Here is a 14,109-nt window from a genome sequence, read left to right on the forward strand (position 1 = left end):
CGCGCGGTGCGGCCCGTTCCTCCACGACGGCGCACGAGGGCATGCGGTGGCGCACGGCGAAGCGCCGCGGAGGAGGAGCAGGAGGCGCGTCCGCCCGGTTCCCGCCGGTTCGCAACTCTGCGCCTCATTCCGGAACATGAGCCTCCGTTATCCCCCTTGATGTGACGTGGCCATGCCGCAACCCTGTTCCCTGTGCGCCCGCGTTCCGCACGTCGGGCGCCCGGCCCGGACGGACCCGTCCGTTCCGCGCCTCCCGCCCCACGACGCCCAGGGAGACCCCATGCCCCGTGGCCCGGCCCCCGCCGCCCACCCGCCCACCCGTCGCCGTCACCGCCGGGGGACGCTCCTCGCGCTGACGACGGGCCTGTCCCTCCTCGCCGCGCTCACCGGTCCGGCGGCCGAGGCCGCACCGCCCACTCCGGTCAGCGCGGCCACCGCCCGCACCTACCTGGCCCGGCTCACGGTGGCCCCCGAGGGTTCGTCGGCCGGCTACAGCCGGTCCAAGTTCCCGCACTGGAGCACCGTCTCCGGCACCTGCAACACCCGGGAGGTCGTCCTCGAACGGGACGGCACCGACGTCGTGCAGAACGCCGCCTGCGCGGCCGTCTCCGGAACCTGGACGTCCGCCTACGACGGCGCCGTCTGGACCGCCGCCTCCGACCTCGACATCGACCACGTCGTCCCGCTCTCCGAGGCGTGGCGGTCGGGCGCGGACGGCTGGACCACCAGCGCCCGCAAGGGCTTCGCCAACGACCTGGTCCGCCCCCAGTTGATCGCGGTCACCGACAACGTCAACCAGGCCAAGGGCGACAAGGACCCGGCCGAGTGGCTGCCGCCCAGCGCCTCCTACCACTGCGTGTACGCACGGATGTGGGTGCAGGTGAAGGAGCACTACGCGCTCGACGTCGACCCGGCGGAGAAGTCCGCGCTCGCGGACCTCCTCGACTCCTGCTGACCGACGCCCCGCGGCCGAACCGGGCGCCTCCCCGGCGGCGTTCCGTACCGTACGGAGCGGACGGACGAGGAGAGTGATCACGGTGACGGTACTCCGCTTGGGACCGCTGCTGAGGTACGTCGACGAAGCGGCGGCGACCGTGTGGGTCGAGACCGGCCTGCCCTGCACCGTCGAGGTGCGGTGCGCCGACGGGGCGGGCGGCCGCGCCCCGACGTTCCAGGTCTCCGGTCACCACTACGCACTGGTCACGGTGCGGGGGCTCACCGCCGGCACCGCCACCGGGTACGAGGTGTTCCTGGACGGCACCCCGGTCTGGCCGCCCACGACCGACGGGGCCGCCCGGTTCCCGCCCCCGGAGATCCGCGCCCCCGCGCCCGCCGCGCGGGGGCGCACCGCTGCCGACCGGCCGGCGGGCCCACCCGTCCGGGTGGCCTTCGGCTCCTGCCGCTGGGCCGCGGCGACCCCCGACGGGGCGGACCCCGTCGGCCCCGACGCCCTCGCCGCCCTCGCCGCCCGCCTGGTCGTCGACCCCGGGGCGCCCCGCCCGGACGTCCTGCTCCTGCTGGGCGACCAGGTGTACGCGGACGAGGTCTCCCCGGCGACCCGACGCTGGCTGGCCACCCGCCGCGACCTGGACGAGCCGCCCGGCGCACAGGTGACGGAGTACGAGGAGTACACCCGCCTCTACTACGAGTCCTGGCTGGACCCCGCGGTCCGCTGGCTGCTCTCCACCGTGCCGTCCTGCATGGTCTTCGACGACCACGACGTGATCGACGACTGGAACACCAGCGCCTCCTGGCTCGCCGACATCCGGGCCACCCCCTGGTGGCGGGAGCGCATCCTCAGCGGGCTGATGTCGTACTGGGTGTACCAGCACCTCGGCAACCTCCCCCCGGACGCCCTCGACCACGACGAGGTGTACGCCCGGGTCCGGGCGACCCCGGACGGCACCGGAGCCCTCCGGGCCTTCGCCGTCGCGGCGGACGCGCACCCGACACGGGTGCGGTGGAGCTACCGCCGGGACTTCGGCCGGGTGCGGGTGCTGATCGCCGACACCCGCGCGGCCCGCGTCCTCGACGAGCAGCACCGCGCGATGCTCGCCCCCGAGGAGGCGCACTGGCTGCGCGAACAGGCCCTGGACGCCCCCGGCAGCTACGACCACCTGCTGATCGGCACCTCCCTGCCGTGGCTGCTCCCCCCGCTCGTCCACGACGGCGAGGTGTGGAGCGCGGCGCTGTGCCGGGGCGAGCGGGGCGCCCGGTGGGCACGGATCGGGGAGCGCCTGCGGCGCGGTGCCGACCTCGAACACTGGGCGGCCTTCCCGGAGTCGTTCGACTGGCTGACCGGGCTGGTCGCCGAGGCGGGCTCCGGCCCCGGGGCGCCGGCCTCGGTGTACGTGCTGTCGGGAGACGTCCACCACGCGTACGTCGCGGAGCCCACCCGCTGGCCGGCGGGCCCACCCCCCGCCGCCCGGGTTCTCCAACTGACCTGCTCCCCCCTGCACAACTCCGTGCCCGCGCACTTCGTGGTCGCCTTCCGGTTCGGCTGGAGCCGGCTGGCCCGGGTCCTCGGGCGGCTCCTCGGGGCCCACGGCCGCAGCGGCCGGCGCACGACGGCATGGACCCGGCGGGGCGGACCGTGGTTCGGCAACCACCTGATGACCCTGACCCTGCACGGACGGGGCTCGCGCCTACGGCTCGACCGGGCACGGGCCGGCGCGGACGGCGAGCCCCGCCTGGACACGACCTGGGATTCCTCGCTCACCCCCTGACGGCCGCCAAAGGCTCGCGTTCCGCGGCCCGCCGGCGACGCCTGCACCTCTCCGACCTGCGATTCCCCACCAGAAGACCTCGCCTGACGGTGCATCGCCCATGGGAGTGAGCCACCTTCGAGAGCGATACTTGGCCAAATGTTGAACTTGCAAGTACTCAGAAGGTCAACCTAACCTGTGGCCCCACTCGGTTACGTCCCCACACCACACCGAAGGAGAGTCCCCCCATGACTGGCCGTCTCAACAACGCCCAGCCCTATGCACTCGGCCTGTTCCGCATCGTCGTCGGCCTGCTCTTCGCCTGTCACGGCGCCGCGTCCCTCTTCGGCGTCCTGGGCGGCGCCCACGGCGGCGGCACCGTTCCCGCGGGCGAATGGCCCGGCTGGTACGCCGCCGTCATCCAGTTGGTCGGCGGCGGGTTGGTCATGATCGGCCTGGGCACCCGCGCCGCCGCGTTCATATGCTCCGGCTCGATGGCCTACGCCTACTTCAAGGTCCACCAGCCAGAGGCCCTCTGGCCCCTCCAGAACAGCGGCGAGTCCTCGGCCATGTTCTGCTGGGCCTTCCTGCTCCTGGTCTTCACCGGCTCCGGCGCGTTCGGCCTCGACCGGTTGTTCGCCTCGCGGTCGCGGAACGCGGGGGGCTCCTCCCGGCAGGAGTCCGCTGCCGCCCCCGCCTGAGCCCGACACCGGTCCGCGCGCCAGCCGACCGGCCCTCCCCTCTGGAGGCTTCCGGAGCACGCCCCGTGCTCCGGAAGCCCCCGGGGCGTTCCGGCTCGCACCCCGGGGCGGGGCGATTCCTATCAAACTCCCCCACCCTCCCCGCCCCGACCGTGGAGAACAGGTGAACCCCCGGTGGATCACAGGCGCGAATCCCGGCGTACGCTGTATGGCTGTCACCTAGCGCCGCCCCTGCCGCACACCACGCGACACCGCGGCATCGCGATGCCGACCCGGGGGAGATTCGGTGCTGGAGAGTATGGGCTCACTGACCGCGAGCCCATGGATCTACGTCGTCGTCGCCATCTCGGTGCTCCTCGACGTCTTCCTCCCCCTGCTGCCCAGCGGCGTCCTCGTGATCACCGCGGCCACCGCCGCCGCGGCCGGCACCGGAGCGGCGACCGGCCAGGTCCCGCACGACGTACCGGACATCCTGGCGCTGCTGCTGTGCGCCGCGACCGCGTCGGTCCTCGGTGACTTCTGCGCCTACCGACTGGCCCGGAGGGGCGGCGCCCGCTTCGACCGGGCCATCGCCCGCTCCCGACGGCTCACCTCCGCCCAGGCCAGGCTGGGCTCCGCGCTGGCGCGCGGCGGGGGCGCCCTGGTGGTCATCGCCCGCTTCGCCCCGGCCGGCCGGTCCCTCGTCTCGCTCGGCGCGGGCGCAGCGCAGCGCCGCAGCCGCGACTTCCTGCCCTGGTCGGCCCTGGCCGGGGTGGTCTGGGCCGCCTACAGCGTCGGCCTCGGCTACGTCGGCGCCCAGTGGTTGGGGGCCACCTGGCTGGCGGCCGGGGTGTCCCTGCTGGCCCTCTTCGCCGCGGGCGCCGGCGCCGGTTACCTGATGCGCCGCCCGGCCCCCACCAGCGCCTCCTGAGGCTCCGGCGCCGCGCCCCACGGGGTGGCGCACCGGGTCCGCCCCCGAACGGAACGGGACCGCGGAAGCCGGATCCCTAGGAAGCCGCCGCCGGGGCGGGCTGCTTCCGGCCCGCGTTCCGCACCTCTAGGCCGGCCAGGAGTTCGGCGGTGGCCGCGGCGACGGCCTCCACCGCGGCGTCGAACACCTCGCGGTTGTGGGCCGCCGGGGCCCGGAAGCCGGAGACCTTCCGCACGTACTGAAGGGCGGCGGCCCGGACCTCCTCCTCGGTGGCCTCCTCGGGCAGGACGGGCGGACGGAGCGTCTTGATGCTGCGGCACATGCCACCAGTGTCCCGCGACCGGGTGACTCCGGGAAAGGACTCGCTCGAAAAATTCGAACAGGCGTACTATCGGCGGGTGGCTGCGACCTATGACTTCCCGAGCGACCTCCTGGCAGGCCAGGAGGAGCTGCACCGGGTGCGCGCGGAACTCATCGCCCTGCTGAAGCGCCTGCCCTGGTCGGTGGAGCCCCTCGACGGGTTCACCGACGACGCCGGCTGGCGTCGGGTCGAACGCACCGCCTCCCCCGGCTGGAGCCCCGAGGAGCAGAAGCAGGTGGAGGCGCTGCGCGCACGCGAGCACGAACTCGCCGTCTTCGTCACGTGTCACCACCACTGGACCGAGGTCGCCGTCGGCAACCGGTCCGACGCCCGCTCGGCCCTGAAGCACACCGGGGGCACGTCGCCCTCCCCGACCGGCGGGACGGGCACGCAAGAAAGCCCCGGACCCCCTGACAACAGGTGATCCGAGGCTTCGGCGAAGACGGCTCCGGTGGGCGCGGACGGTTTCGAACCGCCGACATCTGCCTTGTAAGGGCAGCGCTCTACCACTGAGCTACGCGCCCGGAATGAATCGACAGCCTACCCTGCTTCCACTCCGCCCCACACACCCGTGCGCCCCCGCGGACTGGGGTTATCCCCACCCCGGTTCGGGGTGCGACCCCGATGCCGCCGTGGGCCGTCGCGCCCTACGGTCGTACCACGCTCCGCACGACGCCCTGGCCACCCTTGACCAGCCGCGGTGCCCCCATGGGCACCGGACGGGCCGGGCCGCAGCGGACCACCACCGGGGGGACCTTCCATGACCGCACGCCCGAGCCGACCGCGCCGCACCCTGCTCCTCGTCACCGCGGGGGCGGCTCTGCTGGCCCTCGTCGGCTGCTCGTCCGACGCCGAGGAGGACCCCACCCCCGACCGGCGGTCCTTCGCCCTGCCCGGCACGACCCTGACCGTCGACGCGGACGGCTCCGCCCTCGAACTCGTCCCCGCGGACCACGAGGAGGTCCGCGTCACCCGCTGGTTCCAAGGACGCAAACTGATCGGCTCCTCGCCCACCTTCAGCTGGCGCATGCGGAACGACCAACTCACCCTGCGCCACGACTGCTCCGGTTTCGTCGCCGTCTGCGACCTCAAGCACCGCATCGAAGTGCCCCGCAACACCTCCGTCACCGTGCGCAACGGCGATGGTTCGGTGCGGGCATCCGGCTTCCGCTCTCCCCTCGACATCACGACGCGGAGCGGGTCGGTCCGGGTGCACGACACCAGCGGCGCCCTCACCCTGCGCAGCAGCGACGGCAGCATCAGCGCCGAGGGGGTGCGCTCACGCCGGGTCACGGCACGCACCGACGACGGTTCGCTGCGCCTCTCCCTCGCGGCCGTTCCGGGACGGGTCGCCGCCCGGAGCAGCGACGGTTCCGTCACGATCGCCCTGCCCCGCGGCGAGCACGAGGCCACCCGCTACCGGGTGGAGGCACGGAGCGACGACGGCAGCGTCACCGTCAGCGTTCCCCGTGACGAACGGAGCCGGCACTCCGTCTCCGCCCGGAGCGACAACGGCAGCGTCACGGTCCGGCACGCGAACTGAACGCCCCGTGTGCGCGTCCGTACCAGGTGGGAGAATGGCACCGGGCACGGCGGACCACAGCACGGGAGAGGAACGTGACGGCGACACCAGAACGGCCGTACACACCGACGACATCACCGACACGGATCACCCCCCACGTCTTCACCGCGGCGACCCCCCTCAGGCGCGCCCGCCCGTCCCCGGAGGCGGCTCCCGCCCGGGGCACGGCCGGGCGGTCGCGGCCCGGGGGACACGGCTCACGCGCCGAGAGCGCCCTCGGCCGGCTCGTGTTCCCCCTCTCCCTGTCCTTCTCCCTGCTCGGCTTCGCCCTGGCCACCCTCCCGGCGGCCTTCAACGGCGGCAGCACCCGACGGTGGTTCGGCGGGCGCGCCGAGGGCCAGCGCGCCCAGGCCCAGGCCGCCAAGGACGCTGCCGCCGCGGCGTTCTACGACCTCGACTCCGCCCAGCGCGATCTGCGCATCTCCATAGAGACCATCACCGCCGTCGACGACTCGCCCGCCGCCCGGCGTGCCGTCTCCGACTTCGGTGCGCTCGGCCAACGCATCGACGAGGTCAGCCACCAGTACATCGCCGCGGTCGACGCCCACGACCTCGACCGCGACGACCTGGAGGCGTCGAGCGCCGCCCAGGCACGAGCCGAGCTCACCCGCGCGAAGGACGCCCTCGTCGCGGTCAAGTCGGACCTCGACCGCTTCTCCGCGGGCCTCGGCCCCCTCCTGGACAAGGCCGAGACCCAACTCGCCCGGCTGGCGCCGTCCGTGGAGAGGGCCCGCCAGGCCCTGCTGGCCGCGACGACCGCCCTGGACGCCACTCGCTCCTCCGGCCTCAAGGCCGATGACCTCGCGGCGCGGCTCGCAGCCCTCGCCCCGGAGTTGACCAAGCTCAACCAGGGAGCCGGACGGCACGGGGTTCCGGAGACCCTGCACCGCGCCGAGCACGTCGCCCGGGATGCCGAAGCGGTGCGTTCCGAAGCCGAACGGCTTCCGGAACGGGCCGCCGAGATCGATCGCCGCCTCGTCTCCCTCCGTACCCGCGCCCAAGCGCTCACCACCCGGTCCGAACAGGTCGACCCCGTTCTCAGCGAACTGCGTCGCCGCTTCGCCGCCGCCTGTTGGCAGGACCTCCAACAGGTCCCCGACCGGGCAACCACCGATCTCCGACAGGCCGAACTCAAGCTCGCCGAGGCCCAGACCGCACGCGACGCGCAGCGCTGGCCCGATGCCGCCTCCCTCCTGTCCACCGCCCGTGCCCTGCTCAATGCCACCGACGAAGCGATCTCCGCCGCAGGCAACCGCCTTCGGATGCTGAACGCGGTGGCGGAGAACCCCGAGGACGAGATCGAACGCACCCGCTTCGCCATCCGCGACGCCCAGCGCCTGGCCATGGCCGGACGCCACACGCCCGACCCCCGTCACGCCCGTCCACTGGACACGGCGGTGGAGCGGCTGGAACGGGCCATCGGCACCCTCCAGGGGCGGCACCCCGACTACTGGCACTTCCTGACCGAGACCGAGGCCGTTCGTCAGCAGGTGTCCGCCGTGGTGTCCCTCATCCGCGGGGAACGCGGCACCGGTTCCTGACCTCCCTGCTGCTCCTGGGGCCCTTGTTCCCTGTCCATCCGTTCCGCCGCTCCTCTCGCCGGCCCCGCCCGCGGACGCCTGCCGGGGCCGCGGCACCCGCGGGCTTGCGCCGGGCCGCTAATCTGATGCCATGCCTCGCTACGAGTACCGCTGCCGGACCTGCGGCGACATCTTCGAACTGAGTCGCCCCATGGCCGAGTCCGCCGCCCCCGCGCCCTGCCCGACGGGCCACGACGACACGGTGAAGCTGCTGTCCACGGTCTCCGTCGCCGGGGCCGCGGGGGCCGCACCGGCTCGCGGCCCCGCCTCCGGCGGTGGCTGCTGCGGGGGCGGTTGCTGCGGCTGAGGGATCCTTCGCCGAAGGCATCGCCGGAGTGCCCACCCGTGCATCACGTGCCCAGGTACCGGAGCACGGCCAGCACCCGCCGCGAGTACCCGGCGCCTCCCGGGAGTTCCAGCTTGTCGAAGATCGCGTTGATGTGCTTCTCGACCCCGCTCTGCGAGATGTGCAGTCGACCGGCGATGGATCCGTTGCCGTGCCCCTGTGCCATCTCGGCCAGGACCTCGCGCTCCCGGACGGTCAGTCTGGCGAGTTGATCGCCGTGGGAACTGCCGCCCAACAACTGTCGCACCACCTCCGGGTCGAAGGCCGCCCGGCCTGCGGCCACCCGCTCCAAGGCGTCCAGGAACTCGTCCACCTGCACCACGCGGTCCTTGAGGAGGTAGCCCACGCCTTCCGGTTGCCCGGACAGCAACTGCCGGGCGTAGCGCCCCTCGACGTACTGGGACAGTACGAGCACCCCCACGGTCGGCCAGCGCTCCCGAATCCCCAGCGCTGCCCGTAGACCCTCGTCCGTGTGGGTCGGCGGCATTCTCACGTCGGCCACCACCACGTCCGGGCGCTGGTCCGCCAGGGCCTCCGTCAGGGCCTCCGCGGTGCCCACCGCCGCCAGTACCTCGTGGCCCTCGTCCCTGAGCAGTCGGACCAGCCCTTCCCTCAACAGGATCGAGTCCTCCGCGATCATCAGGCGCACGGCAACTCCGCGATGATCTCCGTGGGTCCACCGGACGGACTGCGCACGGTGAAGGTTCCGTCCAGCGCGGCGACCCGGCGGGCCAGCCCCACCAGACCGCTGCCTTCCGGAGTCGCACCCCCCTTGCCGTTGTCCTCGATCCGCACGTACAGGACCCCCTCCATCTCCTCGACCGTGACCGCTATCTTGGTCGCCTCCGCATGCTTGATCGTATTGGTGACCGTCTCGGCAACCACGAAGTACGCGACGGTGGCGACCGCCCTGGGCAGCGGACGCATCACGTAGTGGCTCACCAGCACGGGGATCGGCGCCCGGTCCACGACGGTGCTGAGCGCCGCTTCGAGCCCGGCCTCGTCCAGTGCCGCCGGATACACCCGCCAGGCGACCTCCCGGAGGTCCACGAGAGCTCGTTGGCTCTCCTCGTGCGCCTGTCGGAGCAGGACGCTCGTGCGGTGGGGGTCGTCGCTGCGCCGCGCCCGGCCCAACAGCATGCCCAGGGCGACCAGTCGTTGCTGGACGCCGTCGTGCAGGTCCCGTTCGATGCGGCGGCGTTCGTCGTGGACGGCGTCGACCATTCCGGTGCGGCTGGTGAAGAGCTCCTCGATCCGCCGCAGCAGTTCCTCCTCCTGCTGGGGAGGAGAGAGCAGGCGCGTGGCGAGTCCGGCCTCCCAGGTGGCGGCCCCCAGCACGCCCTGGACGGCGAGGAACGACAGGAGGAGTCCCCCCAGGGCGGTGAGCGCCAGGTCCTCGGGGTGTCGGACCTCCCTGACCAGCCAGCCGAACATGACGAAGAACTCGGTCCCGATGCCGACCAGCAGGCATCCGAGCGCGCCGCCGCCGAGCAGCCCGAGGGGCCAGCGGAGGGCAAGATAGCGCAGCGCGCGATCATCGTTCTCGGGACCCCCGTACAGTGGAGGCAGACGTATGCGGTGGAAGGTCGCGAGCCTTGCGCGTTCCCTCGCCACCAGCCATCGCCCCGCTTTCCGCACGGGCCGTAACACGGCGTGTCGGCCTCGGGGCCAGACCCGTACAGAAGCGAGGAGCAATCCGGCGAGCAACACGAAGATCAACTCGGCGATCGCCGTGCATGCGCCGAGGACGAGTCCGGTGACGAGCCTCAGCCCGCCGCGTACCGCTGTGTTCACGTCGCTCACAGTAATCAACCGCGGGGCAGCGGCGCATTGCGGAAAACCGCACTTCTCACCTGTGGCGTGCACCACCGAAAGCGTGTGGGCGGCTTCAGTGTGCATTCAGCTCGAACTTTCTACGGTGGAATCATGATCGAAAGCAGCGCTCCGCAATGGATCAACGGTCTGATGGACCAGCTCGGCGCACCGGGCGCCGGTCTGGCCATCGCGCTGGAGAACCTGTTCCCTCCCCTGCCCAGTGAGGTGATCCTGCCCCTCGCCGGCTTCGCGGCCAGCACCGGGCAGATGAACCTCTACGCCGCTCTCCTGTGGACCACGGCCGGTTCCGTCGTGGGCGCCCTCGCGCTGTACGGCATCGGTGCGGCACTCGGCCGTGACCGCATGATCGCGATAGCCGCCAAGCTTCCGTTGGTGAAGGTGGCGGACATCGAGAAGACGGAGGCGTGGTTCCACCGCCACGGCACGAAGGCCGTGTTCTTCGGGCGGATGATCCCCATCTTCCGGAGCCTGATCTCCATACCCGCGGGCATCGAGCGCATGTCGCTGCCCATGTTCCTGATGCTCACGACCGTGGGCAGCGCGATCTGGAACACCATCTTCGTCCTCGCCGGGTACCTGCTGGGCGAGAACTGGACGGAGGTCACGGGCTATGTGTCGGCGTACTCCAAGGTCGTCCTTGTACTGGCCGTCTGCGCCGTGCTCCTCTTCATCGGCGTGCGGATGTTCAGGCCCGGGCCAGGGCAGCGGCGCGGACAAGGCTCTTCACGATCTGCTCGCCGGCAATAGCACCCTTCTGCGGAAGGACCGTGAGGTGGGGGGCGCGCCACTCTTCGTCGGCAAGCTCGCCGTGGCTCGGCCGCCACGCCTGGTCCGCGGCCAGCAGCAGGTCGGCGTCGAGTAGCGAGTCCCCCGCCGCGAGGGTGTGCGCGGCACCGGTTCGACGCAGGACCTCGCGCAGCGCGGCGCTCTTGGTGAGGGGGCGGGGCACCACGTAGACCTTGCGCCCCTGGAGCGAGACGGTCCAGCCCCGTTCCTCGGACCAGACCGCGAGGTCCTTGACCCACTGCTCGGGCAGCAGCGACCGTTCGACCACCAGATAGGCGAAGAAGTCGTCCGCCGTGCGTTCCTTGAGCAGCCACCTCGGGTCGGCGGTGCGCCGTAGGTGGTCCCCGATCTCCTCCAACGGAGCGCACTCCGCGGTGATCCGGCCGACGACGTGCCGCTGCCAGGCGGGGTCGGGGACCCCGTCCACCAGGATCTGCCCCCCATTGGCGCAGATCGCATGGCGGGGCGCGGGTCCGGGGAGGTGGATGCGGCGGTACTGCTCCAGGGTGCGGGTCGTGGTGGGGACGAAATGAGTGGTTCGGGCCAGTTCGGCCAGGAGGTCGGCCGCGGTCTCGGTGAGGTAGGACAGCGGCTTGCCCTGGTACACCTCGACGCACAGCAGCCGGGGCGCCTCGGCGTCCGGCACGCTGAGACCGAGGGCCGCCGCCGAGTAGATCAGGGTGCGGTCGAGGTCGCTGGCGACCAGGACGGTGCGCGGCTCGTCCCGGTCGGTAAGGGGTGCGCTGGTCACCGGGCGTTCACCGCCGTGCCGTCGGCGCCGGTGGCGCCTCGGGTGTACCGGGGGTGGATGAGTCCGACGCAACTGTAGGGAAGGTGGTCGACCTCCTCGACGGGAACACCGCGTTGGGCGGCGAGGAGCCGTACGTGCTCCAGGTCGGTGCCGGCGCCGCGCCGGACGAGGACCTTCCAGGGCACTCGGCGCAGCAGGACCCGGGTGGTCTCGCCCACCCCGGGCTTCACCAGGTTGACGTCCCGGATTCCGTACTCCTCGCTGATCCGCTCGACCGCCGTCCATCCCTCCCAGGTGGGCGCCCGGTCCGTCGTGAGCATCTCCTTGACCTGGCGGTCGACCGCGTCGCCCACGTCGGGGAAGCAGGTGACGATCTGCTGGAGGAAGTCGTGGGAGACGTCGGAGTCGGCGAGTTCCCGGTAGTGCTTGGCCCCGTGGTAGTCCTCGGGGCCGACGAGGTCGGCCCTGAGGACCGTGCGGGAGACCAGTCCGGAGACGGTGGAGTTGAGGCAGGCGGAGGGGATCAGGTAGTCCTCCCGGGTGCCGTAGGTCCGCACGCACGCACCCGGGTCGGCGAGCACCGCGATCTCGGGGTCGAAGCCGTGGATTCCGGTGCGCTCCTGGAAGTCCTTGAGGGCCTGGGCGAGTTCGCGGGTGATGGCTCCCTTCCCCGTCCACCCGTCCACGAAGACGACGTCGGCGGGTTCGTGGTGCGCCGCAAGCCATCGCAGGGCGTTCTGATCGATGCCCCGGCCCCGCACGATGGACACGGAGTAGTGCGGGAGGTCGATGTCGTACCGGTGCCGGGCCCAGCGGCGCATGAGGATGCCCACCGGGGTCCCCGCACGGGCGAGCGATACCAGCACGGGACGCGGGGAGCGCTCGGCGAGGACCAGTTCGGTGACGGTGCCGACGGCCCGGGCGATCCGCTGCGCCGAGGCGTCCAGGGCCTCGTGGAACAGCTGCTGGTACTGCGGGCTCGGCTGGTACTCCACCGGCAGGGACTCGGCGTAGTGGGCGCCGCCGGCCTGGATCGCCTCCTCGCGTTCCTCGGTCGGCGCCTCCAGCGTGACGGCGGACAGGTCCTGGAGCAACCAGCCGACGTCCTCGGCGGCGTACGAGGAGAAGGCGGGGCCGCGCAGCGGATCGGGGAGCAAGGAGGGCCTTTCTTCTGGGCGTTCGGGCACGGGGCCCGGCACGTAGGAGGGCACCACGGCGAGCAGCAGCCGAGGGGTGTGTCGGGCGAGTTGGGCCAGCAGCCCCCCGGGGGCATGGAGTTCGGGTGTGTCGGCCACCGAGTCGACCACCAGGACGACGGCGTCGAACCCCGCGCCGGCGACGTTGTAGGCGTAGCGGTCGCCGGGTCCGTCGTCGGGGTCGTCGTGCGCGGGGAAGACGAGTCGGCTGCGGATCGCGTAGCCCGGGTCGTCGACCGCGAGGACCGGGGAGCGGGTGGTCGTGGAGTAGCGGACGTCGGCGGTGCCGCGGAGGTGGTCCTCCAGGGCGGTGGCGATCCGCAGGGGGGCGTACATCAGCTCCTCGAAGCCCAGGACGAGGACGCGTGGGAGGGCTCCGGCGGCGGCTTGCACCGGGCTGATGCCGTTCTCGCCGAGCAGTTGCTCGGCCAGTCGGGCGGCAGCCGGGCCGAGGACCGCTTCCAGGCGGACGCGGTGGGCCGGGGAGAACCCGTGCCGGCCTCCGTCCGGCAGCCCGGCGGGCCACCCCGGGTCGACCCGCACCACGGCCGCGGTGCGGGGCGCCGCCGGCCCTTCCGCCGTGGCCGCGGGCGACCCGTCCGCGGGGGCCTCGGCCTCGTACCGGGCGACCAGGGAGCGTCCCCTCTCCAGGACGCCCGCGGGCAACCGCACCGTGCCCGAGGCCGTGGCCACCAGGTCGATCCGTGCCCCGATCTCCCGGGCGAAGGCGTCCAGCCGGGTGCGGTCCTGCGGGGAGCGCATGTCGATGAGGGCGACGATGACATAGCGCCGGCGGGGGTAGCGGGCGTGGACGGCACGGATGGTGTTGAGGACGGTGTTGCCGGTGGAGAACTCGTCGTCGACCAGCACCAGCGGGCCGTCGCCCGCGAGCAGGTCGGGGTCTTCGGGCAGGATCAGGTGGCTCGTCGCATGGGAATGGGCCTCCTCGAAGCCGGCGACCGCCTTCACGCCCGCCACCGGGCGGCGCGTCGAGTGCAGGTAGGGGGCCGTTTCGAGGCCGTCCGCGACGCAGTGGCCGAGCCCGGTGGCGGTCTCCGCGTAGCCGAGGACCACCGCCTGCCGGGCCAGTTCGTCACCCAGCAGGTCGCGTACCCGACGGCCGAGCTCGTACCCGTGCCGGTAGACGATCGCCGGCGAGCGGGGCACGTGCTTGCCGAGCACGTTCGACACCAGCAGATGGGCGCGCTTCGGGTTGCGGCGCAACGCGAGGCCCAGGAGTTCGCGAAGCCGGTCGCCGCCGTCCGCGGCCCTCCCCTCGGGCCCCGCCAACTCCACCCCGAGCCGTCGGGCGACCCACGTCCCCGTCCACACCGCGTCGTTCATTCCGTCCTTGC

The 14,109-nt window shown here is 72.6% G+C and carries 14 protein-coding genes and 1 tRNA gene; 9 read left to right on the top strand and 6 right to left on the bottom strand.

The window, feature by feature from the left end; translation table 11 throughout:
* Positions 1 to 280: 280 nt before the first annotated feature.
* The 4 genes from ACSMX9_RS06665 (at position 281) to ACSMX9_RS06680 (ending at position 4,316) form a co-directional block, all read left to right on the top strand.
* Positions 281 to 955, top strand: coding sequence for an HNH endonuclease family protein (locus ACSMX9_RS06665; protein ID WP_445400763.1), 675 nt, complete (start codon positions 281 to 283; stop codon positions 953 to 955).
* Positions 956 to 1,037: 82 nt separating this feature from the next.
* Positions 1,038 to 2,726, top strand: a complete 1,689-nt coding sequence (locus ACSMX9_RS06670) for an alkaline phosphatase D family protein (protein ID WP_445400765.1) — start codon at positions 1,038 to 1,040, stop codon at positions 2,724 to 2,726.
* A 227-nt stretch (positions 2,727 to 2,953) separates the two neighbouring features.
* Positions 2,954 to 3,406, top strand: a complete 453-nt coding sequence (locus ACSMX9_RS06675; protein WP_445400767.1) for a DoxX family protein — start codon at positions 2,954 to 2,956, stop codon at positions 3,404 to 3,406.
* 286 nt (positions 3,407 to 3,692) lie between these two features.
* Positions 3,693 to 4,316, top strand: a complete 624-nt coding sequence (locus tag ACSMX9_RS06680) for a DedA family protein (protein WP_351238451.1) — start codon at positions 3,693 to 3,695, stop codon at positions 4,314 to 4,316.
* A gap of 76 nt (positions 4,317 to 4,392) precedes the next feature.
* Here the strand turns inward: ACSMX9_RS06680 and ACSMX9_RS06685 are convergent, their stop codons facing one another.
* The gene (locus ACSMX9_RS06685; RefSeq protein ID WP_445400769.1) at positions 4,393 to 4,638 is read right to left on the bottom strand and encodes a DUF2277 family protein; all 246 of its coding nucleotides are present in this window, start codon (positions 4,636 to 4,638) and stop codon (positions 4,393 to 4,395) included.
* 76 nt (positions 4,639 to 4,714) lie between these two features.
* Here ACSMX9_RS06685 and ACSMX9_RS06690 point away from each other — a divergent pair, with 76 nt between their 5' ends.
* Complete coding sequence (locus ACSMX9_RS06690; protein WP_445400771.1) at positions 4,715 to 5,101, top strand: hypothetical protein; 387 nt, start codon at positions 4,715 to 4,717, stop codon at positions 5,099 to 5,101.
* 28 nt (positions 5,102 to 5,129) lie between these two features.
* On the opposite strand, the gene ACSMX9_RS06695 is transcribed toward ACSMX9_RS06690, so the two are convergent.
* A tRNA-Val gene (locus ACSMX9_RS06695) sits at positions 5,130 to 5,201 on the bottom strand.
* 236 nt (positions 5,202 to 5,437) lie between these two features.
* On the opposite strand from ACSMX9_RS06695, the gene ACSMX9_RS06700 reads away from it, so the two are divergent.
* The 3 genes from ACSMX9_RS06700 to ACSMX9_RS06710 all read left to right on the top strand — a co-directional run bounded on the left by ACSMX9_RS06700 (position 5,438) and on the right by ACSMX9_RS06710 (position 8,146).
* Positions 5,438 to 6,220 (top strand): DUF4097 family beta strand repeat-containing protein, encoded by a 783-nt coding sequence (locus tag ACSMX9_RS06700; RefSeq protein ID WP_445400773.1) that lies wholly within the window; start codon positions 5,438 to 5,440, stop codon positions 6,218 to 6,220.
* Between the two features lie 74 nt (positions 6,221 to 6,294).
* Complete coding sequence (locus ACSMX9_RS06705) at positions 6,295 to 7,800, top strand: hypothetical protein (RefSeq protein WP_445400775.1); 1,506 nt, start codon at positions 6,295 to 6,297, stop codon at positions 7,798 to 7,800.
* Positions 7,801 to 7,930: 130 nt separating this feature from the next.
* Entirely contained in the window at positions 7,931 to 8,146 is a 216-nt protein-coding gene (locus tag ACSMX9_RS06710; protein ID WP_445400777.1) for an FmdB family zinc ribbon protein, read from the top strand.
* Positions 8,147 to 8,189: 43 nt separating this feature from the next.
* On the opposite strand, the gene ACSMX9_RS06715 is transcribed toward ACSMX9_RS06710, so the two are convergent.
* Positions 8,190 to 8,834: a response regulator transcription factor gene (locus tag ACSMX9_RS06715; protein WP_445400779.1), complete on the bottom strand. Its 645-nt coding sequence runs from the start codon at positions 8,832 to 8,834 to the stop codon at positions 8,190 to 8,192.
* Positions 8,825 to 9,979: a sensor histidine kinase gene (locus tag ACSMX9_RS06720; RefSeq protein ID WP_445400781.1), complete on the bottom strand. Its 1,155-nt coding sequence runs from the start codon at positions 9,977 to 9,979 to the stop codon at positions 8,825 to 8,827. Before ACSMX9_RS06720 ends, ACSMX9_RS06715 begins: the two co-directional genes overlap by 10 nt.
* Before the next feature lie 132 nt (positions 9,980 to 10,111).
* Here ACSMX9_RS06720 and ACSMX9_RS06725 point away from each other — a divergent pair, with 132 nt between their 5' ends.
* A complete protein-coding gene (locus ACSMX9_RS06725) occupies positions 10,112 to 10,768 on the top strand; it encodes a DedA family protein (RefSeq protein WP_445400783.1) in 657 nt (218 codons plus the stop codon).
* On the opposite strand, the gene ACSMX9_RS06730 is transcribed toward ACSMX9_RS06725, so the two are convergent.
* A complete protein-coding gene (locus tag ACSMX9_RS06730; protein ID WP_445400785.1) occupies positions 10,707 to 11,558 on the bottom strand; it encodes an HAD family hydrolase in 852 nt (283 codons plus the stop codon). The two genes, ACSMX9_RS06725 and ACSMX9_RS06730, sit on opposite strands and share 62 nt — an antisense overlap.
* Positions 11,555 to 14,098, bottom strand: coding sequence for a phosphoribosyltransferase (locus ACSMX9_RS06735; RefSeq protein WP_445400787.1), 2,544 nt, complete (start codon positions 14,096 to 14,098; stop codon positions 11,555 to 11,557). The genes ACSMX9_RS06730 and ACSMX9_RS06735 overlap by 4 nt, the downstream gene beginning before the upstream one ends.
* Positions 14,099 to 14,109 lie beyond the last annotated feature (11 nt).

This window comes from Streptomyces sp. LE64 (genome assembly GCF_052606915.1).